Origin of the sequence: Collinsella sp. CLA-AA-H167, assembly GCF_040095305.1 — a bacterium.
In the GTDB taxonomy this organism is placed as follows: Bacteria; Actinomycetota; Coriobacteriia; order Coriobacteriales; family Coriobacteriaceae; genus Collinsella.
The window spans coordinates 28,479-52,651 of the sequence record NZ_JBBNGA010000010.1 but is presented as its reverse complement, the minus strand read 5'-3'; the positions used below and the strand labels follow the sequence as shown (position 1 = coordinate 52,651).

Below are 24,173 nucleotides of genomic sequence, written 5' to 3'. Positions count from 1 at the left end.
TTTGTCACATTCCACCAGCCACCAGCATTAAGGAGTCGAAATGTCTGAGCTCAACCCCGTCCGCATTGCCGTCATCGGCGCCGGCGCCATGGGCCGCAACCACATCCGCTTTGTCACCGAGGAGCCCGAGGCCGAGCTCGTCGCCATCGCCGACGCCTTTGAGGGCGCCCGCGCCACGGCCGAGGCTGCCAGCGTGCCGTTCTTTACCGATCCCGCCCAGATGATGGACGAGGTCAAGCCCGAGGCCGTCATCATCGCCACCCCCAACGACCTGCACCTGGGCGTTGCCCGCGAGGCCATCAAGCGCAACATCGTGCCGCTGGTCGAAAAGCCGATCTCCAACGACCTCGAGGATGCCCAGGCTTTCGCCGCCGAGGCCGAGACCGCCGGCGTGCCCGTGCTCGTGGGCCAGCACCGTCGCCACAACCCCTTCGTCAACAAGGCCAAGGAGATCATCGAGTCCGGTGAGCTGGGCAAGCTCACCGTGTCGAGCTTCCACTACATGATCTATAAGAATGACGAGTACTTTGATGTCGAGTGGCGCCGCAAAAAGGGTGCCGGCCCGATCCTGGTCAACCTGGTGCACGACGTCGACCTGCTCCGCTATCTGCTGGGTGAGCCCGTTGCCGTCCAGGGTATGCAGTCCAGTGCCGCCCGCGGTTTTGAGACCGAGGACTCCGCCGTGGTCAACGTCCGTTTTGCCGATGGCGCGCTTGCGAGCATGACCATCTCCGACGCCACCGCCAGCCCCTGGAACTGGGAGGCAACCGCTCGCGAGGATCCGCAGTACCGCCCCTTCGACGCTGACGCCTACTTTATCGGCGGAACCTTGGGCGCCCTTTCGCTGCCCCGCCTGCACCAGTTCTCCTACAACGGTGCCTCCAACTGGCACAAGCCGCTGCAGATGGAGATCCCGGCCGTGGACCCGGCGCTGCCGCACAAGATGCAGCTCAAGCACTTTGTGAAGGTCGTCCGCCGCGAGGTCGAGCCCGTCGTGACCCCCGCCGACAACGTTAAGACGCTCACGCTGCTTAACGCCATCAAGGAGGCCGCCGAGACCGGCCAGCTCGTCGAGCTGTAATGCCTTAAGAGCGGCCGCGGCAGAAACCCCATGCCGAGTCCCTCGGTCCGCCACAAATAAGCCCCTCTTCTTTGCCCCGCGAGCAGCCTCCTGCCCGCGGGGCTTTTTGCTACTTCGCTGACGATTTTTCTGAGATGGGGGCCTTTTTGCACCTCAGCTTGATTCGTTCGCCACGAAAGCGGCCTATCTACTACGTTTAACCGATCGCCCTCAACCATGCCAAATTTCGCGGAATAAAAACCGCAGGTAAACGGCTTGCCACTTTTCGGAAAACCGGGGGATGGTCGACCCACACGGTTCAAACGTAGTAGATAGGCCGCTTTCATGGCGCGGCCCCAAAACAGTCTTTTGGGACGGGTGGTATCCTTGGTAGCTCTGTGCTGCAAACGCACCTTAAACGCAAGGAGTCCCATGGATCTTATCGCCCAGCTCGCGCGCGAGCTCAACCTTAAGGCCGCCAACGTCGAGGCAGCCGTCAAGCTCATCGACGAGGGCAACACCATCCCCTTTATCTCGCGCTACCGTAAAGAGGCCACCGGCGGCATGGATGACGTCGCCCTGCGCGCGCTCGACGAGCGCCTGTCCTACCTGCGCAATCTTGAGCAGCGCAAAGAGGACGTCATCCTGCTCATCGACGCGCAGGGCAAGCTCACGCCCGAGCTTGAGCAGCAGATTCGCGAGGCCACGCAGCTCCAGCGCGTCGAGGACCTCTACAAACCCTACCGCAAAAAGCGCATGACCCGAGCACAGAAGGCCCGCGAGGCGGGACTCGAGCCGCTCGCCAATATGATCATCATGCAGGCCTCGGCCAAGGGCAGCGCGCTCGACGCCGCCGCGGCATACGTCAACGAGGAGGCCGGCTTCGACACGCCCGAAAAGGCGCTCGCCGGCGCCGCCGACATCGTGGCCGAGACGGTGGCCGAGGACCCCGAGAACGTCGCCGATCTGCGCGCCTTTACGCAAAACACCGCCGACATCGTCGTTGAGGCCACCGACCCCGCCGAGAAGACCCCCTACGAGCCGTACTACAGCTATGACGAACCGCTGCGCCGCATCCCCAACCACCGCGTGCTGGCTATCGACCGCGGCGAGCGCGAGGGCAAGCTCCGCGTACGCGTGAACGTCGACGGTGCCGCCGCCACGGCGCGCCTCGGCAGCCGCTGGCCCCGTCGCCAGGGCGTCTTTGCGCCCGTCTTTGACGCCGCTATCGCTGACGGTTACAAGCGCCTCATGGCCCCCTCGCTGGAGCGCGAGGCACGCGCCAAACTCACCGTCCGCGCCCAGACCGAGGCCATCAACGTCTTTGCCAAGAATCTCGAAGGCCTGCTCTCGGCACGCCCCGTGCGCGGCGCCCGCGTGCTCGCGCTCGATCCGGGCTACCGCACCGGCTGCAAGGTCGCCGTCATGGACGAGACCGGCAAGCTGCTCGACAACGGCGTGGTCTACCCCACCAAGCCGCGCCACGACGTCGCCGGCACCAAGCGCGAGCTCGCCCGCCTCGTCAAGAAGGACAGCGTCAACACCATCGTCATCGGCAACGGCACCGCCAGCCGCGAGACCGAGGAAGTCGTCTCGGAGTTTATTGCCGAGCAGGCGCCCAGCCTTCGCTACACCATCGTCAACGAGGCGGGCGCGTCGGTGTACTCCGCCTCCGAGCTCGCGAGCCAGGAGTATCCCGATCTGGATGTCACCGTACGTGGCGCCATGAGCCTGGGCCGCCGTCTGCAAGACCCGCTGGCAGAGCTCGTCAAGATTCCGCCCCAGTCCATCGGCGTGGGCCAGTACCAACACGACCTTGACCAGGCCGAGCTTTCGCGCACCTTGGGCCACGTGGTGGAAGACGTCGTCAACCGTGTGGGCGTCGACGTCAACACCGCGAGCGCAAGCCTGCTGGGCTACGTGTCGGGCATTACGCCGAGCGTAGCCAAAAACATCGTGGCCTACCGCGAGGAAAACGGCGCCTTTACCGATCGCCGCCAGCTCAAGAAGGTCCCCAAGCTGGGACCCAAGGCGTACCTCAACGCCGCAGGTTTCCTGCGCATCAGCGGCGGCAAGAACCCGCTCGACGCGACAAGCGTCCACCCCGAAAGCTACGAGGTGGCCACGGCCGTCCTGGAGCGCGCCGGCGTTGCGGCAAGCGAGCTCAGCCGCGGCGGCGTGCCCGATATCGAGCGCCGCCTGGGCAGCATCTCGGCGCTGGCAAGCGACCTGGACTGCGGCACCTTAACGCTCATCGACATCGTCAACGAGCTCAAGAAGCCCGGCCGCGACCCGCGCGACGACGCGCCCGAGGTGGTCTTTAGCCGCTCGGCGCTTTCGATCGACGACCTGGAGCCCGGCATGGAACTCAAGGGCACGGTGCGCAACGTTGTGGACTTTGGCGCCTTCGTCGACGTGGGCGTGCACCAGGACGGCCTCGTGCACATCTCCAAGCTGGCCAACCGCTTCGTCAAGCACCCCAGCGACGTGGTGCGCGTCGGTGACACGGTCAAGGTGTGGGTTGAAAAGGTCGATCGCGACCGCAAGAAGATCTCCCTCACCATGGTGCAGGGGAAGTAAACCGCCAAAGCAAGGGTCCCCCCTCTCGCGACGTGCAAAATCGCGAGTATTCTGCAAATTCCACCGTTCCGGATGCCCCTCAGAGACGAAAAAGCAAGAAACAGCCCCCGTTTTAGCGTCATCAGAGCCAAAACGGGGGCTGTTCCATGCTTCACCCAGCTGGTAAAAGCCTTTACCTTGCTGAATACTCTCAATTTTGCACGGCGCAGGCGGGGGTACCTTTGTCCACGGCAGGATATGGAAGCCTATCACCAACCTACCGGCAAGTTCGTGTCGGCAGCCCCGGCCTTTCCTTTGCCTAGCGCGACCCTCGCGAAGCGCGTGAGCGATAGGGAAAGGAAAGGCCGGGGCGAACAACCCGCGATGTAGCCAGCGTTCGCGTTACGGCAGGATATGGAAACCGAGCGAGGCGATATCCTTGGCAAAACCGCGCACGGTATCGAGCGAGACCTCGTACGGGTCACGGCCGATGTTCTTACGCTTGGCCAGGATGCTGTTGGGCACCGTGATGATCTGGCAACCGCATCCTTCCGCCTGGTAAATATTGATAAGCTCACGCGTGGATGCCCACAGGACCTCGCAGTTGGGCTTGGCGGCGGCCTTCTTGACCGACTCCGTCATAAACGGAATGGGGTCGACGCCGGTGTCGGCGATGCGGCCGGCAAAGAGCGAGATGATTGACGGCGTCTCGGCGTCAACGGCCTCGACCATCTCGTCGACCTGCGCAGGCGTAAAGATGGTGGTGACGTTGACCTTGATGCCGTCGGCCGAAAGCTTGCGGACCAGCTCGGCGGTGGACTCGCCCTTGGTAGTCACGCACGGAATCTTGACATAGACGTTCTCGGCCCAGGTAGCGATCTCGCGCGCCTCGCCCTCCATGGTCTCGACGTCGTCGGCAAAGACCTCAAACGACACGGATACATCGGTGATGTGGGTCAAGACCTCTTTGGCAAACGCGCGGTAATCCGTCACGCCGCCCTTCTTCATAAGGGACGGGTTGGTCGTGAAACCCTGAACGTTGCCGTTCTCGTACATGTCGAGCATGCCCTCGAGATTTGCACCGTCAGCGAACACCTTGATTGCCATCTGCCTGATTCCTTTCGCTTGCACATGGGCGATAAACTGCTAAACACTTTACCTACGTTTATCAAGGCGTGAGCTGCGGGTTTTCATCTTCTCGGCGAACGGTATAAACACCTCAGTATTTGGATTGATAAATCGATTGAGCATGCAAAAGCAAAGAGTCGCAGTTTGAGCAAACGTCAGAAGGCGAGATTCATTAGATGAGGCCGAAATGTTGCATCGCTGTGACGGTGCCATCGTGTGCGACATCGTCGGTCACGTAGTCGGCGACCGCCTTGACCTCGGGCATGGCATTGCCCATGGCCACAGCCGTCTCGACGGCGGCAAGCATGCCCAGATCGTTGCCCGAATCGCCAAAGCCAAAGGTGCGCTCGTTGCCCACGCGACCCAGATACTCCAGCGCCCGCGCCACGCCCACGCCCTTGTCAATACCCTTGGGACTCAGCTCGCGGTTCGAACCGCCGGTATTGCACAGCTCAAAGTTGCGATCGATAAAGCCGTCGTCGTTGGCCACGCGAGCCAAGTCGGCTGCGTTAAGGCACACCTTGCCCACGCGCAGATGACCGTCGATGCGCATTTCCTCGGCACTGTGCACCACAGCGGTGCCGATCAAAGACGACTGCTCAACGCCCGCAGGCTCCAGCGCAAAGGTCGCCTCGTTGGCCTCGAAAAAGGCCTCGAACCCTGCCGCGGCAATGCGGCGCGCAAGCTCCTCGACAATGCCCTCGTCAAAGCACTCCTCATGCACCACGCGGCCCTCGACCTCGAGTGTGGCGCCCGCCATGGCAACGATACCCGCCGGGTCGAGCGCGCGCAGGCTATCGGCGATAAGCCACAGGGGGCGGCCCGTGCAGATAAATGCCTTGTGCCCCGCATCGCGCAGTGCACGGAACGCCTCAACCACCGTCTGCGAGGGACGAACCGCCGAAAAGTCCTTATCGGTCATATCGTCGGGATCGAACGACGTCAGCGTGCCGTCCACGTCAAAAAAGAGCACAGCGGGTTCGGGACACGCATCAATCATATGGGTTCCTTTCGAGGATAAGGGCAAACGAAGCATCCATCATATAATGGAGCGACGCAACCAGAGAGGTCACCCATGGAATTTTACGCAAGCTGCCCCGAGGGCTTTGAGTCCGCACTCGCCGATGAGCTTAAACGCCTCGGGCTTTCGCATGTCCGCCGCCTGAAGGGCCGCGCTACATTTGAGGGCGAGCTCGAAGAAGGCTACCGCGCCTGCCTGTGGTCGCGCCTGGCCAGCCGCGTGTTTGTGGTGCTCGGGCGCTTTGGGGCACAGGATGCCGATGAGTTGTACGACAGCGTTTACGACATCGCCTGGGAGACCATCATCCGCCCCGGCGCCACCATCGCCATCACCGCCCGCGGCGTGACCGAGCAGCTGCGCAACACGCGCTTCTCGGCCCTGCGCGCCAAGGACGCGCTGTGCGACCGTCTGGCCGAGACCACGGGCCGTCGCGCCGATGTCGACGCCGCCGACCCCGACGTTCACCTGTTGCTTTCACTGCGCCAGCGCCGCGCGAGCATAAGCCTGGACCTTTCGGGCGACCCACTGTTCAAACGCCTGCCGCCCGCAGCGGCCCGCGCCGGCGAGGGCGCGCACGTGCTGCGCCCCGACTACGCCGCCCTGGTGCTGGCGCAGGTCGGCTGGACCGCACTGTGCAAGCGCGATCTGACGGCCGACGATTACGAAAACGAAGCCCTACCCACGCTGATCGACGCCTCATGCGCCGGCGGCGGTCTGCTGTTGGAGGCCGTGAACATTCTGACCGACCGCGCCCCGGGTACCGCACGCGAGCACTGGGGCTTTGAGGGCTGGCAGCTGCACGACGCCGCCCTGTGGAAGCAACTGCTTGCCGAGGCGCGCGAGCGCGAGACGGCAGCACGCGAGCGACAGGCGCGCATCGTGGCCGTAGACATCGACCCCGCCGCCCGCAAGACCGCAGAGCGCATGGTCAAGTGCGCCGGCTACAAGCGTTTTGTCGATTTTTGCGCCGCCAAGTCCGCCACCGTACTGGACCACGCGGGCGCCGTCGCCGGTGCTGCCGTGGTCGCGGATACGACCGAGACGCCGCTTTCGCTCATGCATGACGCCATGACGCTGGTCGGCGAGCTGCGCCGCGCGCCCGAGTTTGCCGCGGCGCCGGTCGCCGCACTCACCCGCGACGGCTTGCTGGCCCGCGCGCTCCACGCCGAGCCCGCGCGCTCCATCGCCGTCATGCCCAACAACGAAGAGGCGACCGTCGAAGTCTGGCCTTCGCTCGACCACGCCGCCGCAGCGTTTGAGGCTGCGACCAGTGCGGATACCGAGGCCGAGGTTGCGGATGCCAACGAAGTCAACGACAAAGCTGCCGCTTCCGCCATGTCCGAACCTGCCGCCACGCTCGACCTGGGCGACGGCAAGCCGCTGCCCGTGCTCATCCCCGAGTCCGAGCAGTTCGCCAACCGCCTGCGCAAGAACGCACGCCTGCGCCGCAAGTGGGCCAAGCGCGAGGGCGTGAGCTGCTACCGCGTCTACGATGCCGACCTGCCCGATTACTCCGCCGCCATCGACCTGTACGAGGGCTGCCCGCAGACACCGGGCCGTTGGCTCGTCATCGCCGAATACGCCGCACCCAAGACCATCGACCCGGCGCTGGCCCAGGCCCGCATGCTCGATATCTTGGCCATCGCGCCGCGCATCCTAGATGTTCCCGCCGAGCATGTGCACGCCAAGGCCCGCATGCGTTCGCGCGGCGGCTCGCAGTACGGCAAGCAGGGCGCCGGCAAGGGCGGATCGGGCGAACGCGCCAACATCGCGCGCCGTCGCCTGCCGCTCATCGAAGAGGGCGGCCTCACCTTTGCCGTCAACTTTGACGACTACCTGGACGTCGGCATCTTCTTGGACCACCGCGTCACCCGCAACCTGGTGCGCGAGCACGCCAAACAGGCACGCCGCTTCCTCAACCTGTTCGCCTACACCGGCACCGCCACCTGCTATGCGGCCGACGGCGGCGTCGAGGAAACCGTGACAGTCGACCTTTCCAACACCTACCTGGACTGGGCCGAGCGCAATATGCGCCAGAACGGCTTTGTTGGTCCGCAGCATCATTTTGTGCGCGACGACGTGCTTGCCTGGATTCGCGACCAGCGCCAGACGCGCAACCGCTGGGACCTGATCTTTGTCGACCCGCCCACGTTCTCGAACTCGTCCAAGATGGGCCGCCGTACCTGGGATGTCCAGCGCGACCATGTTGAGCTTTTGGCCGGCGTATCTCGCCTGCTCGCACAGGGCGGACATGCCATCTTTAGCTGCAACCTGCGCGGCTTCCGCCCCGAGACACGCAAGCTCGCCCGCGCGGGCGTCGTGCTAGAGGACATTACGGCACAGACCATCCCCGAGGACTTCGCACGCAACCAGAAGGTGCACCATTGCTATATCGTGCGCCGCCTGCCCATCGAGGACGCCATGGCCGAGGTCGGCTTTAGCGCCGAGGAAATTGCCGAGCGCGTCGAGGAACTGCGCAACCCCGAGGCCCGCAAGCCTCGTGCGGCAGCGCCAGCGCACGCGCAGGCCGGCAACGGCAAGTCCAACTTTGCCGGCAAACCCTCCCCCGCCGGCAAGCCCAAAAAGAAGAAGTTCTACGCCAGCAAGCCCAAGGGCAAATAACAAAGTTGCGGTGGAATACGGACTGTTTTGCCTGGAATTAGGCAAATTTAGACCGTATTTCACCGCAACTCATATTGGGATGGTGGTTGGCGATCTAGCCTTGGATGACTAGGCGGTAGCCAATGCCTACGTGCGTTTGGATATAGCGCGGGTGCGCGGGGTCGGACTCGATCTTCTTGCGCAACGTGCCCATAAAGACACGCAGGCTCGCCAGGTCGCTCTTGGTTGCCGTGCCCCAAATCTCGTGCAGGATAAACTGGTGCGTCAGCACCTTGTCGGCGTTATGCGCTAGCAGGCACAAAAGCTTGTACTCGATCGGCGTCAGATGCAGCTCCTCGCCATCCATCGTGGCGATGCCGGCATCAAAATCGATATGCAGCTCACCGGTATCGAACGAGCCCTCGGAGGCAACGCCGCCCGTTTGCGCATACGAAAGGCGCCTGAGCGTCGTGCGAATGCGCGCGAGCAGCTCCTCGACCGAAAACGGCTTGGTCAGGTAGTCGTCGGCACCGGCGTCGAGCGCGCGGATCTTGTCCGCGTCCTCACTGCGCGCCGAGACCACGATGATCGGCATGCCCGACCACGCGCGCACCGACTCCACTACCTTGACGCCGTCCATATCGGGCAGGCCCAGATCGAGCAGCACAATGCTCGGCGCCTGCGACGAGGCGGCGGCGATGGCGGCATGGGCGGTCTCCACCGCCATATGGCGCAAGCCGTGCGCCTCGAGCGCGGCAACGATGAGGTTGCGGACGGCGGGATCGTCCTCAACGACCAAGATGAGCGGTTTTGCGGCAGAGTTCGGCACGGCGCTACTCCTTATCAAACGAAACGTCGGCGGCGGGAAGCTCAATCGTAAAGACCGAGCCGTGCGGGGCCGCCGCGGCAACCCCTATGCTACCGCCATGTGCCAGCGCAATGGAGCGGCAAAGCGAAAGCCCCAGACCCACGCTGCGCTGGCTATCGGCCAGACCATGGTTGGCGGTGTAGAACGACTCAAAGATGCGCTCGCGGTCCTCGGGCGCAATGCCCGGGCCGTCATCGGCCACCGAGCACGCCACGCATCCGTCGTCGACGCCAATCGAGATCACGATATGCGAATCCGAGGGCGTATAGGTGATGGCGTTGTTCACCAGGTTTACCACCAGCTGCACCATCAGGCGCGCGTCGACGTTGACGAGCGCCGGCTCGTCGCACGCCACCACCTTGAGGTCGTGCTCGTGCACGGCCGGGTTCACGTGGCGCAGCGCCTCCTCGACGATATCGTCCATAAGCTCGAGCGTGGTCGACAGATGCATACCGCCGCCCTCGAGCTTGGTGATGGCGAGCAGATTCTCGACGGTGGCGTTGAGCCATTGCGCATCCGAGCGAATGGATAGGAGCATGCCGCGGCGCGTCTGGTCGTCGAGCACGGCCGTGCCGGTCGAGCCCTGGTCGAGCAGCACGTCGGCATTACCCGAAATGCTGGTAAGCGGCGTGCGCAAATCGTGCGAGATGGAGCGCAACAAGTTGGCGCGCAGCTGCTCGTTTTTAGCGAGCACCGCCGCTTCCTCGCGGGCCTCCATGGCGCGGGCGCGATCGAGCGCCAGCTCGCCTTCGCTCACGATGGCATCGGCAAGCGTCCGCTCCTCGGACGTCAGCGCATCGGGCTCGGCGACAATGGCGAGCACCCCCACCACCGAGTCGGGATCACCCGCGCGCACCATGGTGTCGCCCGAGTGCACGGTCAGGTATATGCCAAAGAACGCCGAGCCGCCATAGGTGGCATCGAGCGGCGTTCCCACATAGGCGGATGCTGAGAGCCGTGGCGGCATCTGCGGCGCCAGCTCGTGCACCGGCGCGGCATCGCCCACGGCCGTGTACATCGTGCGCGGCAGCAGGTCATCGTCGTCGGCATCGGCGCTATACCACACGACCGGACAGTCCGAAAGACGCGCCAGTTGCGTTGCCATAGCATGCACAATCTGTTGCTGATCGCCGCACCGCTGCAGCATGCGGTTGGTCTCGAGCACCATCTGCGTGCGCCGGTCGCTGGCGGCGGCCTGCGCCAAGGCACGACGCAGGGCAAGCGAAATCGAGCTCGACACGAGCGAGACCGAAAACATGATGAAGAACATGCCAGGATAGACGCGGTCGATAAACGACAGCGAGTAGCGCGGGTCGACAAACAGGAAGTTGTAGAGCGCCACGGCGGCAGCCGAACTCAGCAAGCAATACAGGCGGCTCCAGGTAAAGAACGCGCACAGCTGCACGGCGAACACATAGACGATCATGATGCTCGGCGCGAGACCCGGATGGTCGAGCAGCGCGCCCACAATCGTCGCCGCGACCAGCAGCCCCGCCGATACGCAGGCGTCATACAGAGGGCTGCGACGCGTCAGCGTCGTGCGCCGCCACCAAAAGTTCTCGGCAATATCGCCGTCCGCATGGACGTCCATCAGCGCCCCGCCCCTCTCTCAAAAGCAAAAACCACCACAAAGGGGACAGGCACCTTTGTGGTGGTTTCCCCTTGTGGTGGTTCCAAGTGTATAGCCTTTGCAGCCTGCGGTCGTTAGACAAACAGCGCGTGCGCGAGCAGTGCGCACACGCACGCCGCGACAAACACCAGCGCCACGACCGAAATCACGCGATCGGCCATGTCCATGTTGGCCCGATTCGTAAAGAACCGATCTTCGGCGGCATCGGCGCGTGCCTCGCGCACCACTTCGGCAACCACCTCGCGGCCATCAAGCATCTTTGCATCCATGTTTGCCTCCCCGGCCCCAATCTTGTCCATCGAAAACCAACTCCGTGCAACCTGTCGGCGCCTACGGGCGCTCGTTGGGAGCCAGGCGTTGCATCTTGTTCACGGCCTTGAACTTGGTGAACAGCGGCACGTACTCAAAGCTCACGTTGGAGTTCTCCAGGCCGTACCAGCGCGCGGGCGTGCCGGCGGCGCGGCGGATGATGTACTTGAGCGTGATGGCCGTGCGCTCGCTCGGCTCCACGTCGCTTTCGGGCGCCAGCAGCTTGCGGATCATGACGAACTTGAACGTGCCAATGTTGCCCGGATCCTTATAGACCGAGTAGTCATGCGTCTGCGCCGGCAGCTCGCCGGTAGCAGCCAGGTCCTGAACGACCTGACGCAGGTAGGCATTGACGCGCTGGTTAATCTTGTAGCCCAGGTACAGATGCACGCGGAACACGTAGTCGGTGCCGAACGTCTCGACCGAATAGGCAAAGGTATGCGGCTCGTCCATGGTCTCGACATTCACGAACCACCAGGCGCGAGCGCGCTTGGGGTGCTTATCCAAGATGGAGTAGACGATATCGCGGTCGATATAGTCGGTGTTGGTGTCCTTGGTCAGGTACACGATGTTGTCGCTCACGAGCTCGTAGCGATCGTCGTCGCGCAGGCGTTTGAGCTGCGGCAGATAGCTGCGCAGCGGCAGCAGCGTAAACTGACGTTGCTCGACCGCCGTGCCGTTGTACCAGCACACCATGATGCCCATGATGAGCGCGGCCATAAGGATGGTGAAATAGCCGCCGTGGAAGAACTTGGTGAGCGAGCTCACAAAGAAGAAGCCTTCGAGCAAAAGGAAGAAGGCCGCGAAGATCCACGGAGCAACCTTGAGATTGCGCTCCACGTGCAGATAGAAGAAGAGCAGCATTGTCGTGCACATCATGGTCAGGGTAATGGCCAGGCCGTACGCGGCCTCCATGTGCGCCGAGTTCTGGAACAGCAGCACCACGACGACGCAGCCCACGAGCATGACGTTGTTGACCATGGGGATGTAGAGCTGACCCTTGGTCTCGGCAGGATAGAAGACCTGCATATGCGGCATGAGATCAAGGCGGCTGGCCTCGGACACCAGCGAGAATGCGCCGGTGATGAGCGCCTGCGAGGCGATGATGGCCGCGACGGTGGAAAGGCCGACGGCAAAGGGGCGCAGACCCGGGGCGAGCATCTGGTAGAAGGGGTTGAGGTCGGCGATACCCATGAGCTCCGGGTTGCCGGCGTTGTTGATAAGCCACGCGCCCTGGCCCATGTAGGACAGCAGCAGGCAGCACTTAACGAACGGCCAGGTGGCATAGATGTTGCCGCGGCCCACATGGCCCATGTCGGAATAGAGCGCCTCGGCACCGGTGGTGGCCAGGAAGCAGCTGCCCAGAATCATGATGCCCGCATGGTTGTTGGGGCTCAGCAGAAAAGCGATGCCACGCAACGGGTTGAGGCACAGCAGCACCGCGGGATACTGGCAGACAAAGAACAGGCCCGTGCCGCCCAGGAACAAAAACCACAGCGTCATGATGGGGCCGAAGGCGTGACCGATCTTGGCCGTGCCGATGCGCTGCACCAAGAAGAGCGCGATGATGATGGCGAGCGTGATGGCGACAACGCGGCCCTGGTCATCCCCGAGCACGGCGTGAACCGCAGGGATGGTGCGCAGGCCCTCGATGGCCGTGGTAACGGTAACAGCCGGCGTCAGGATGCCGTCGGCGAGCAGCGCGGCGCCACCCAGCATGGCGGGGATGATAAGCCACTTGCCGCAACGCTTGACCAGGCTGTACAGGGCAAAGATACCGCCCTCGCCGTGGTTGTCGGCGCGCAGCGAGATCAGCACGTACTTGACGGTCGTCAGCAGCGTGACCGTCCACACGACAAGAGAGAGCGCGCCGAGCACGAACTCCTGCGTAACGCTTCCGATGCCGCCGTTGCCGGCAACGAGCGCCTTGGTTACATACATAGGGCTGGTGCCGATGTCGCCGTACACCACGCCCAGCGTGACGAGCATCGCCGAGATGCTCACAGGAATCGCAGCGTGCGAGGCTGCCTCCTTGGCCTTTTGTTCCATAAGCCGGTTTCCTCCCAACTTTAATGTTCGAAGGGATTATAGGCAATCGGCCCATGTTTTAATGCACTGTTTTCCCAGCTAGATAAACATTTATACGGCCTTTATGCCATCGCGCGATATGGAATGTGGCAAAGGGACTGTCCCTTTGCCACATTCGTCATTTTCCGAGCCAGTTTTTGAACCACCACTCCATGGAGCGACTCATCTCGGCCATAAAGGGGCTGGTGTGTTTGCGGGTGTAGATATCCACCACGCGCTCCCCCACCTCGCGGGCATGCGGGCGAAACATCGCGTCCATCTCGGCCACCTGCGCGTCCATGGTCGCGGCATCCGCGCGGCAGTAGCGCTCCTCGTGCACCAGGTTCACCACGGGGTGCGCGATTGCCGGGCGCTCCTTACGGGGCGTGCCGATGATGAGCATCGACAGCGGCATGGTATAGGGCGGCAGATCGAGCAGCTCGGCAACTTCCTCGGCATTCTCGACGATATCACCGATGTAGCAGCTCCCCAGCCCCAGGGCCTCGGCGGCAACCACGGCGTTTTGTGCAGCGATCACGGCGTCCTGGGCCGCGATGGCAAAGTCGCCCAAACCCGGCGCGCGGCGGGGCGCCTTGCCCGTGCGCTCGACAAACTCGGGCTCAAAGCAGCCCACGTGCTCAAACAGATCGATCCACTTGGCATAATCGACCACAAATATAAGTGCCCAGGGCGCCTTAGCGATCATGGGCTGGTGATCGCACAGGTCGGCCAGACGGTCCAGCGTAGCCTGCTCGCGAATGCTCACGATGGAATACATCATCATGGCGCCCGCCGATGGCGCGCGACTCGCCGCATGCAAAATCGCCGCCCGCTGCTCGTCGGTCACCGCTACGGGACGGTCACTGTCATCGCGCGCGAAGGCGCGCGTAGACGAACGGTGCTCCAAAATGTCCAGCACCGCGTTGCCCGTAGTCTCGACCGGATAGCCGCACACATCCACAGCCGTCGCACAAACCTGCTCGCTCATCTGCTCGCTCATAGCCCTATCCCTGCCATTTCTTTAAGAAGCCTTTACGTTTCCGTGTAATTCCCGTCCATTATCGCGCAGGTCGCCACTACATTGCGCCACACCGCCACACGTGCGCGTTAATATGGCTGGTTGTTGTGCGCAGCCACCAATTGCAGCGCATATCTTGGTAACAATCGGGTAAACCCCCGCTTTCGTAGGTTTTAAGTTTGTGAGGAGTCTCAGCATGTTCGCTGCCGCCATCTCGCTCGTCGGTCTTGCGGCGACCGTCTACCTTGTCTTGCGCGAGGCCAAGGCCATTCGCGCACAGTCGGGCACCGTCGCCAAAGGCGCCATCGCCTGGAGTGTCGCCTTCGGCCTGTTCCAGCTCTTTTTGACCATTTGGGGCGCCATTGGCCTCGTCGCCCAAAACGAGCCGCTCGCCTTTGTGATGCTCATCCTGACCAACGCCATCCTTACCGGATGCGCCTGGGCCAGCATTGCCCGCGACCGCATCGCCCCGCGCGTCTTTGCGTTCGCCGGGTCCGATGCCCCCGTCCCCACCGGCAAGCTCGCCCGCCTGCGCGGAGCCTTTGTGGGCAAACCGCTCGTCGCCGCCGTCTTGTGCCTGCTGCTCGCCGGCGTCTTTGCGCTGCTGGGCATGGAGGTCTCGTCCAACCACGACTTTACCTGGGTCTACCCCCTGTGCATTCTGCTCGAATGGGCCATCATCACCGTGCTCATGGTCGGCTTGTTCTTCCTATTCCAGCGCCACGGCGCAGCTCCCGCGGTCCTGGCCTTTGCCCTCTTTGCCCTGGGCATTGCCGAGTTCTTCGTCATCACGTTTAAATCCATGCCCATCCAGCCGGGCGACCTTTCGGCCATCTCCACCGCCGCCGCGGTCGCCGGCAACGGCTACACCTTCTCGATCTCGCTGTTCTGCGTGCTGTCCATGGGCTTTACCGCCATCGCCATGCTGCTGTGCGAGTACGCCGGCCTGGTCGCGCCGCACCGTCAGAAGGGCGCCGCTAACGCCAAGCGCATGCTGCTCACCAACCTGCTCGTGGCGGTGCTGTGCCTGGGCGGCGTGACCGCGCATGTCACGCTCATCGACTACTACAACACCCTCGGCATCACTGTCTACACCTGGCGCCCGCTCGAGAGCTACTGGCGCGAGGGCTACCTGCCTGCCTTTATTAGTGCGGCACAGTCCATCAAGCCGCCCAAACCCGCCGACTACTCCGTCGACGATGCCAAGGCCACGCTCAAAAAGTACGCCAAGGCCTACGACAAGTCCGACGCGGCCAAGAGCGACGAGCGCGCCGCCGCAAAGGAGCAGTTCGACAGCGAGAAGCCCACGGTCATCGCCATCATGAACGAGACGTTCTCGGATCTGTCGATCTACCAGAACATGCGCGCCGGCTACGAAGGTCCGCAGTACTTTAAGAACCTGTCCAACTGCCTCAGCCGCGGAAAGCTCTACGTGAGCGCCTACGGCGGCGGCACGGCCAATACCGAGTTTGAGTTTATGACCGGCAACTCCATGGCCAACCTGGGCTCGGGCGTGTACCCCTACACCATCTACAACATGGAAACGACCGGGAACCTGGCAGAGCAGTTCAAATCGCTCGGCTATTCCACCACGGCCATGCACCCCAACCACGCGACCAACTGGAACCGCGAGAACGTCTATAAGGACTTTGGCTTTGACCAGTTCCTGTCCATCAACGATTTCCAGGGCGCCGATACCCTGCGCGGCATGGTGACCGACCAGGCAACCTACGACAAGATTCTTGAGCTGCTCGACCAGAACGCCGACCCGCAGTTCATCTTCGACGTGACCATGCAGAACCACTCGGGCTACGACACGGGCCTGCTGCCGGTCGACAAGCAGATGCACCTGAACATCGACACGACCGACCTGGACGCCAAGACCGTCGAGGACGGCACGCTCTCCGATGTCGACGAGTATGTCTCGTGCATCGAGCAGTCCGATCAGGCGCTGCGCTACTTCCTCAACGCCCTGAGCAAGCTCGACCGTAAGGTGGTCGTGGTGTTCTGGGGCGACCATCAGCCGTTCTTCCCGTCCAAGTTCAACGATAAGTGGTTTACCGGCGAGGACGACGCCACCCACCAGGAACGCTTGTGGCAGACCGACTACATCATCTGGGCTAACTACGACGTTGCCGGTTGCGACCAGACGAGCGAGGTCGACGACTTGTCAACCAACTACCTGTCCACGCAGCTTATGCAGCTGATTGGCGCCCCGCTGACCGACTACCAGAAAGCGCACATGACGCTGCGCGAGTCGCTGCCCGCTATCAACTCCGTGGGCTACGAGGACGCCAGTCTGCGTTGGGCGCTCTCCTCCAACGTCACCGGTGACGACGCCGCTGCCGCTGCCGCCACCAAGGCGCGCGAGGATTACGCCAAGATGCAGTACTACGAGATGTTCCGCGACGGCAAGAACGTCTATACGGAGCACTTCCAGACCGAGGCCAACGAGACCGACCCCAACCTGGCGCCGGGCACAACCAAGATCAAGTAACGGGGTCGGGGACCCGAATCGGCGGCAGACGGAGGCGCGGGAAAGGTCTGCTGCTCAAACAGTCCTGCGCAAGACGGGGGCCACATTAAGTGGCCTCCTTTGCGTGCGGAACTCGCGATGAACCTTATATGCCTCCGCCCGGACAGACGCCCTGTTGTTGGAGCGCAGCTTGTCATAGGAGTATCCGCTGAACATATATAAGTTGAAGGCCACATTAAGTGGCCTTCTTTGTATTCGGAAAGTGTGTCCCGGAATCTGCCTTCGGAATGGGACGCAGTTTCCGCTTGAGAGTCTGTTGGGAAAGCGCATCCCACTTCAAGAGTAAATTCCGGGTCGCACTTTCCGCTAAGGCTCTCAACCGGAAAGTGCATCCCATTCCAAGCCTTAATTCCGGGACATAGTCTCCGGACAAGACGTCACCCGGAAAGTGGGGACCACTCTGAGCGCCGATTCTGGGACACACTTTCCGAAACCCCGCCCATCCGGAAAGCCCGTCCCACTCCGTATACATCCAGGCATGAAATCATCAGCTTATTAGGCCTTCTATCAATAAAGAGACACCCTCCCGGGCGGCGGGCACGAAGTTCATCGCGAGTTCCGCACGCAAAGAAGGCCACTTAATGTGGCCTTCGTCTTGCGCAGGACTGTAGAGCAGGGAACTTCGTGCCCGCCGCCCAGGAGGGCGTTGCGTTTAGAAGATGGACCTAGCGCTTGTTCCTCCGGGACAAAAGAAGCGCGGCTATAAAAGCGATGATGGCAAGCGCCAGCAACACCAAAAGCAAAGCGAGCGTGTTGTCGCCCGTTGCCGCCAGACCAAGCAAGCCGGGCTTCTTGCTGCCAGCAGGTTGTACGGGGATCTTCTCGCCATCGTCTTCGGCGGTGATTTCCCAGCGAATTGCCTTGTTTGCGTCGGCAAGCTCGTTGCCCACCGACGTCGGGACACTTAGTTGCAAATTGAGTACCGTGCTGCCATCGCTCGTAAACGTTGCGACCTGCGTGGGATAGGCAAACACGCTGCCCGGCGTTCCCGTCTGGAGCCAACCGGCAGACGCATCGGCCGCCGACGCCGTTAGGGTAATGGGCGACAGCAGATGTGCCGTCTCGTGATCGACAACAGCCCGCACAAACACACGTACCTGGGACTTTACACCCGTGGCACGAACCCCAATCTGTTGCTCGCGTACATCGCCGGGCATTAAATCTTTAAAGGCTGGAAACAGATCGGGCTCCCCCGAGGAGTCCGTCGCTCCCGATACCGTTAGCTGGCGTGCATTTCCGTCATAGGCAATCGTGGGAATGTCAGCAAACGCACGGGCAGGAACGGTGAGCGCGATAAGGCAGACGATTGCCGCCATCACGCAGCGCAGGGAACACACAACGTCTTTACGAATCGGAGAAGCCATACTTACGCACCTCCATGCGGCGGCACCAGCACGCCATCCTTGACCGTACAGCCCCATGCCTCTGTAGCTGCGTCTTCGGGCGTGGACTGAATCGCCTGGGTCGAGATGTCCACGACCAGGTTCTTGCCATCCAGCTTCTGCTCAGTCACGCTTTTGATGAGCACGTCAGTTTTGGTCATCGGCGCAACAGGAGACGTCCAGTAGTAGTACCCGTCGGACGCGACGACCCAAGACGAGGCGTTGTTGGAAGCGGATGCATCGCGCACGCTGCCCCACACAATGTCGTAGTCGGTGCCGGCAACCGGCTCATCCCACAGGCGGGCGCCATTCTGATCCTGCCAGTAAATATCCACCGCGACCCGCAGATATGCCGGAGCCGTGCCCGTGTTTGCAATCGCAACGTCGCTCTTCACGTTGTTATTGAGCTTCTCGTCTACCGTGGGCGTCACCGTACCAAAGCCAAACTCGTTGACCAGCACACCCGTAACCGAAAGCCACGCAAAGGTGCCGGCGGCGCCAGCCAAAAGAAGAGCGCCGACAAGGAGGGCGACAATCCGCTTACGCTTAGTCATCCTAGTCCTCCCTCCTCAGTGTGCCGTTTTCCCAAACATTCTTGGCACGCGAGCCACCATCGACCCATTTGTCTTTCGCACGTGTGTTGACGCACGTCACCACCGTGTCGCCCACGCTCGATGCAGACGAGATGGTCAACTCGGCAGATTTACCGGGCGCCTTTCCCGGCGTACTCAGTTCGTCCTCGTAACGCCACGCCCAAGCCGTGTCCTCCTCGACGGTATAGATGCCAGCCGGCACGGCAAACTGCACACTGCCGACATACCAGACCTCACCGTTTTCGGAGCGCTTCTCGCTAACTTTTACCTCGACCATGCGCGTCTCGACAGGAGAACCCTCCGACGCCTTTCGCGTTACCTTAAAGCGGAACGTTTGCCCCATTGCGCTGGCGTCGGTAGTCTTTTTAACGATCGTCAGCGCATGAGTCTGTGCAAAGTTGAACACGGCATTGCCGTCACCCTGATCACCCTCGCCCGTCTTCTTGGACTCCAAGCGGTTGGCCAGATCGAACGAACCGCCACCCGAACCCAGACTGTAGAGCGAGACAAACTTGTCGTTTACGGGCACTTCCGCCGCAGTAACGCCCTCCGTATCAGGGCCGTAGCTTGCCTGCTTCACCGTAACAGTCAGTTGCGTCCCCATAAACGGCTCGGCAAAGCAGACCTTAAACGGCGCCTTATCGGCGGCGTCGTCGACGGTGTTGGCGGCGGAAGGATCGAGCAGCCACTTAAGCTGCGCGGTCATGTTTTCGGGCTTTCCATCAGACGTATCGTTGGCAACCACGCGATACGTCACGGGATACAGGTCCATATCTCCCTTGACCGGCTCGTCCTTAAACGTATCCCAAGCCTCCGCAGCACCTTCGGCACCCACATATCGCCATTCCAAGAAGAGTTCACGCTTATCGCCATTGGCGGCCGCCTGCTCATCGAGCAGCGCAACGATCTTGGAGTGGGCATCCGGGTCATATGCCACGGATTTTTGCTCCATCACGGGGTTGCCGCTCTCGTCCATTTTAGGGACATCGACCGTGTGGATAAAACCGGACTTGCCGTCTTGTGCGCGCTCATCGCCCGAGTCGACGGTCGCCGTAAAGATGACCGACCCGTCGATACCGTGATAGTGCACCTTATACGGCGCAATCTTGTACACCGCAGTGTAGGTCACGTTCTTAAAGGGCTCATTACCCTCAAGGGGATACTTCTCCTCATCGGTCATCAGGGTGTAGTTGCCATCGGATGTATAGTCACGCGACCAGCCGACAAAGTCGTACTTGGTGCCATCCTTGCCGACAACCTCAGCTGTAGCTCTTACTTCCAGCGATATTTGATCGCCCGAGTCGGTGCGCGAAAGAAAACGCACGGAATCGGGGTTATCCAGATTGTTATCGATATTCGATTGGACCTTTACCGCGCTCGCACGGTAGACCGGGTACAGCTCCATGGGGGCGTTGACCACCGTGTTTTTATTCACCATGGAAACGCCGTCCGACCAAACGATATAACCGCTGCCAGTTACCGGCTTAACTTCCGTCCAGCCCACGAAGGTATTGTATGCACCCGTTGCAGCATCGATATCGCCGACGTTATACGTAGGCAGTGGCATGCCGCCCTTAAGACTGCCGAGCGTATCGTCCTCCTGCGCGAGTTTGCCATCGATATCGGTATCGTTCAGGTGATACACCACCGCGATGGGCGTGTAGTAGGCCACAAACGTATAGGGCTTGCCGGGCTCCACGGGATAGGTATACGAGTTATTGCCGTCAGATTCGAGCTCCTTAACCTCACCGTTCGGGAGTTCGATTTCGACCTTATTCAGCTTGTATAACTCGCCGCCGGACTTGTATACCGTCGTTTCGATATCAGGAATCACCGTTGCCGTGGCAGGATCGGTGTCCGCATTGAGATTAGGGGCGATGTCATACCTAGGAACATTCACCTCGGAAGTGCCATTAAAACCGGCGCGGTGCAGGTTGGTGGTGTAGTTGACGTCGAACTTTGCGTAGACGGGATAGGCATCCTGACACTGGGTGACCTTGGAGTCATCCGTCGCCAAGTATGGCGCCGCCTTTTCCGGATCGCTCGTCACATAGGGGTCGTTGGCGACATCATAGATATATTTCCAGACGGCAGAATCCTTCTTGACCTCGGCGGTCGAAATCCAGCCCAGGAACTTATAGCCCGGCACGGCCATGTCGGCATCGGTCGGGGAAGCTTCGAGGGTCAGGGGGCTCTCATACGATCCCTTCTCACCATCTTCTGGTTTTTCGGCCACTTTAACCGACTTATTAACATGCGGGTAGTAATACGTGAACGTCGGATCCGCCCCGTTCACCTTGGTCTGCAGCAAGTTACTCTCATAGCGCCGCGTGGCAGTCCTCACGACATTATCGCCCTTGTTGTAGAAATTAACGTCCGTGGTAATCATCGCGCGAACGTAGTACTTCTTATCTGTACGCACTATGCTCTCGATGGGATTTTTCACATATGTCCAATATTCACCATCGCGCTCAAGCGTCCAGAAATTCAGGCGATAGCGATCATTCACCAGTTTGGCCGTTACGTTCAGCGAAGCCGAAGTCCAAGTATCGCTTAGCGTTGCAGCGCCTGGAAAATCAGTATCGGCATAGAGGTTTTTTAGAGTATCGGCTCCCGTATCGTTTTTAACGTTGTGCGAGTACGCGTTAAGGGGACTCACGACAAGGGTTTTCGTCGTGTAGCGCGTCTCACACGTTCCGTCATAACTATCCTTTATGCCGTGGTCAACATGCTCCGGACCCCAGTGGACGACGTTTTCACGCACGAAGGTACTACCGACGTTTTCCTCAAAGGGCGTTTGATAGCGATTCCAAACGGAACAAAGTAGCTTGCTGTCCGTAAACTCATGGTTGGTATAAGCCCGAACGTAATAATCCACTCGGTACTCAAAGCGGGCGATGTAGGTATGTGGCACAGTTAGATCGACATCGGCAGGGAGTGTGTAGCTGGGGTCGCGGCTTACGCGCACCTCGAGCGGAGCATCCTCGGTCCCCTTGTTTTCATACCAACCCAAGAAGCGATAGCCATCGGGCAGCTTGCCGCCATTGGACAGGGGCGTACCTTCCGTGTTGCACACCTGTACCGTGTAGACGCTGGTGCCGTCCTCGGTAGTCTGGACGTCGACATTGGTTTTGCCCACACCGTCGCGCAGAGTCTTATCGTCGGTTGTGTCCTGCTCATTGCCCTCGAACACCGTTATGATGTTCGACACGTAGTCGCTGTACACCGGGTAGAAGTCGGTAGGACGGACAACCGTGATCTCGCTACCCGCAGGATAAAAAGCTCCCTGATTTTTAAGCTCGGCTAACTGAGTCGAGGTGATGGCGGCATAGCCACCATTCATCCCCGCCTCGCTGCTAGGCTGCGTGGTCCAGCCGATAAATGTCGCGGTAGGCTTCAAGTTGCCGCGATCCGCGGGGGCAGCGGGCGTCAAACCCACGCCATAGCGGTACCAATCAGTTGACTTGCCGTGCGCAGCACCGGTTTTCCAATCAAGCGTCTCGCCCTTAACGTTATAGAACAGCACCTGTGCCTCGTACGAAGCGATAAACAGGTCATTGCCCTCAAAAGCCTTGGCCCCTTTCGCGTTATCGGCAGTATAGGTTGACGTTTCGTCGTGCAACTCGCTCTTCTGGACCTGCTTGCCAGCAGCCACAGCATCGGCATCGGTCTTGCCGTCAAACCAGCTGTTGTCTTGTCCAATTCGATTCACTTGCACATCGGGCTCGCGGAACCAGCCCATAAAACGGTAGCCGCCGTTCTCCTCGCTCAGCCCCTCAGGCTTTGCGGAGGTATCCTGCTTAAACGTTACCGACGTATCGCCCTGGGCCAAGCCCTGGGCCGTTCCCGCCAGCACGGCACTCACGGCAAAGGTATACGGATCCGAGGTCGCCTGATCAATACCGAGTTTGGTTGCCTCGATGGTCGCGATGCCTGCACCGGGAAAATCAATCGTCGCCTTAACGCTCTGGCCATGCACGGGAATATTCAGTTTGTAGTCCATCGCCCACTCATTGGGGTGTGAGTCATTCAGATACGCATCGTTAGCAGTCGAGCGCATGGTGCCGGCACAGAAGTCGTAATCATGCTGCTCCCACAGCTCACGTGTGACGTAGCGTTCGTCGTCCCAAGGACCGAATCCGGCACCGGATACCGTGCCATCACCCGCAAGGGCGTAAATCTTCTTCTTGGCTGCCGTACCCTGACTAAACCCGGATAGGCTGACACTGGGCTTGAAGTAGCAATCAGTGATAGTCGCATCACCCGCATTAGCGCGTGCAGCAATACCGCCCAGGTTCACGTCGTTTTGAATAATGGGGATCACGGCGATGGGGTTGTACTGGCGCGAGCTCAAATCGCCGGCGAAATGGCTGCGAGTGATTTCATTACCGCTCTTAGACAAGATGCGGCCTGCAAGACCGCCCGTCCAAGCGCGCGTTACGGAGACAACGCCCACGTAAGAAGCAGCATAGCTATAGCATTTCGCCGTTGAAAAGCAGTCAATGACTTTAGCGCCTTCTGCCATGCAGCCCACAAAACCCGAGGCGTACACGTTGTTGCCGCCCAGGGCGCCAATGGCCACATCGTATTTATTGGTGACGTCGGTCATGCCCTTCTCGGCAATCGAGCCATTCTCTTTGCGCGTAGGCGTCACGCGGCAATACTCGATGGTCGAGTTCTTAACGTAGCCGGCAAACGCCGCCATATACAGGCCCTCGCCACCGATTGCCTGTACGCCCGAAGTCGTGTTGTTAACGGCGCGGCCACCACGGACCTCGCAGTTGTAGAGGGTGCAACCGTCGAGCTCGCCGGCAATCAGGCCCCCCTCAAAACCCGCATTGGTAATCACATTGAGCATGTTGTTGGCACACGTAACGTGCAGGGTGCTCTCCATGACCATAACGTTTTCGAAGTGGGTTTTGATCGCCCTGCCCACGATAATGCCGCCGCGGAAGTCAGCCCAGATGTTGGCATCCTTGACCAGGAAGTTCTTGATGGTGGCGCCATCGGTCTCGGCAAAAAAGCCCGTATCGCGCTCGGGATCCAAGACCTTATTCTCGTAGTTCAGGCCCTTCACGGTATGGTTTTGACCGTCAAAGACGCCCTTAAAGGGATGTTCTTTGTTGCCAAAGGAGAGGTGCTTGACCGTATCCTCAACAATGGCGTTCATATCATCATCGTTAAGAACGATATCGTTATCGAGATAGACGATCCACTGCGACGTGTCGCGCTGTCGCGACAGCGCGACACACGCCAGGAAGTCGTTCCTGTTTGTGATATGGAATTCGGTCTGATCCTCGGCATGCGCTGCCGCCGGCAGCGCTACAACGCAGCAAAGGGCGATTGCCACCACAGCGATCAGCCTGCCGAGCACGCCTCGGTTTCTGTTCTTAATCTCCAT

The 24,173-nt window shown here is 60.9% G+C and carries 14 protein-coding genes; 4 read left to right on the top strand and 10 right to left on the bottom strand.

From position 1 onward, the window contains the following. The first annotated feature begins 40 nt into the window (after window positions 1-40). Complete coding sequence (locus AAAT03_RS07175) at window positions 41-1,081, top strand: Gfo/Idh/MocA family oxidoreductase (RefSeq protein ID WP_349102980.1); 1,041 nt, start codon at window positions 41-43, stop codon at window positions 1,079-1,081. Window positions 1,082-1,492: 411 nt separating this feature from the next. Then, window positions 1,493-3,640, top strand: coding sequence for a Tex family protein (locus AAAT03_RS07170; RefSeq protein WP_349102979.1), 2,148 nt, complete (start codon window positions 1,493-1,495; stop codon window positions 3,638-3,640). Between the two features lie 381 nt (window positions 3,641-4,021). On the opposite strand, the gene AAAT03_RS07165 is transcribed toward AAAT03_RS07170, so the two are convergent. Beyond that, on the bottom strand, window positions 4,022-4,726 hold the full coding sequence (locus AAAT03_RS07165) for a transaldolase (RefSeq protein WP_349102978.1): 705 nt from the start codon (window positions 4,724-4,726) through the stop codon (window positions 4,022-4,024). Between the two features lie 193 nt (window positions 4,727-4,919). Next, complete coding sequence (locus AAAT03_RS07160) at window positions 4,920-5,747, bottom strand: HAD-IIB family hydrolase (protein WP_349102977.1); 828 nt, start codon at window positions 5,745-5,747, stop codon at window positions 4,920-4,922. 75 nt (window positions 5,748-5,822) lie between these two features. Here AAAT03_RS07160 and rlmKL point away from each other — a divergent pair, with 75 nt between their 5' ends. Next, on the top strand, window positions 5,823-8,390 hold the full coding sequence (rlmKL, locus tag AAAT03_RS07155; RefSeq protein WP_349102976.1) for a bifunctional 23S rRNA (guanine(2069)-N(7))-methyltransferase RlmK/23S rRNA (guanine(2445)-N(2))-methyltransferase RlmL: 2,568 nt from the start codon (window positions 5,823-5,825) through the stop codon (window positions 8,388-8,390). 94 nt (window positions 8,391-8,484) lie between these two features. On the opposite strand, the gene AAAT03_RS07150 is transcribed toward rlmKL, so the two are convergent. The 5 genes from AAAT03_RS07150 to AAAT03_RS07130 all read right to left on the bottom strand — a co-directional run bounded on the left by AAAT03_RS07150 (window position 8,485) and on the right by AAAT03_RS07130 (window position 14,243). Further along, window positions 8,485-9,198 carry a response regulator transcription factor gene (locus AAAT03_RS07150; RefSeq protein ID WP_349102975.1) on the bottom strand — a complete coding sequence of 238 codons (714 nt, stop codon included), beginning with the start codon at window positions 9,196-9,198 and terminating at the stop codon, window positions 8,485-8,487. A 4-nt stretch (window positions 9,199-9,202) separates the two neighbouring features. Next, window positions 9,203-10,828 (bottom strand): ATP-binding protein, encoded by a 1,626-nt coding sequence (locus tag AAAT03_RS07145; RefSeq protein ID WP_349102974.1) that lies wholly within the window; start codon window positions 10,826-10,828, stop codon window positions 9,203-9,205. A gap of 113 nt (window positions 10,829-10,941) precedes the next feature. Further along, the gene (locus AAAT03_RS07140; protein WP_195404556.1) at window positions 10,942-11,136 is read right to left on the bottom strand and encodes a hypothetical protein; all 195 of its coding nucleotides are present in this window, start codon (window positions 11,134-11,136) and stop codon (window positions 10,942-10,944) included. 61 nt (window positions 11,137-11,197) lie between these two features. Beyond that, window positions 11,198-13,225, bottom strand: a complete 2,028-nt coding sequence (locus tag AAAT03_RS07135; protein WP_349102973.1) for a KUP/HAK/KT family potassium transporter — start codon at window positions 13,223-13,225, stop codon at window positions 11,198-11,200. A gap of 157 nt (window positions 13,226-13,382) precedes the next feature. Further along, complete coding sequence (locus AAAT03_RS07130; RefSeq protein ID WP_349102972.1) at window positions 13,383-14,243, bottom strand: nitroreductase family protein; 861 nt, start codon at window positions 14,241-14,243, stop codon at window positions 13,383-13,385. A 214-nt stretch (window positions 14,244-14,457) separates the two neighbouring features. Here AAAT03_RS07130 and AAAT03_RS07125 point away from each other — a divergent pair, with 214 nt between their 5' ends. Beyond that, window positions 14,458-16,758 carry a sulfatase-like hydrolase/transferase gene (locus AAAT03_RS07125; RefSeq protein ID WP_349102971.1) on the top strand — a complete coding sequence of 767 codons (2,301 nt, stop codon included), beginning with the start codon at window positions 14,458-14,460 and terminating at the stop codon, window positions 16,756-16,758. A 704-nt stretch (window positions 16,759-17,462) separates the two neighbouring features. On the opposite strand, the gene AAAT03_RS07120 is transcribed toward AAAT03_RS07125, so the two are convergent. Genes AAAT03_RS07120 through AAAT03_RS07110 form a run of 3 tightly spaced genes read right to left on the bottom strand, consistent with a single transcriptional unit; the run spans window position 17,463 to window position 24,173 of the window. Next, window positions 17,463-18,161 (bottom strand): hypothetical protein, encoded by a 699-nt coding sequence (locus AAAT03_RS07120; RefSeq protein ID WP_349102970.1) that lies wholly within the window; start codon window positions 18,159-18,161, stop codon window positions 17,463-17,465. Between the two features lie 2 nt (window positions 18,162-18,163). Further along, the gene (locus AAAT03_RS07115; RefSeq protein WP_349102969.1) at window positions 18,164-18,733 is read right to left on the bottom strand and encodes a hypothetical protein; all 570 of its coding nucleotides are present in this window, start codon (window positions 18,731-18,733) and stop codon (window positions 18,164-18,166) included. A gap of 1 nt (window position 18,734) precedes the next feature. After that, window positions 18,735-24,173 (bottom strand): hypothetical protein, encoded by a 5,439-nt coding sequence (locus AAAT03_RS07110; protein WP_349102968.1) that lies wholly within the window; start codon window positions 24,171-24,173, stop codon window positions 18,735-18,737.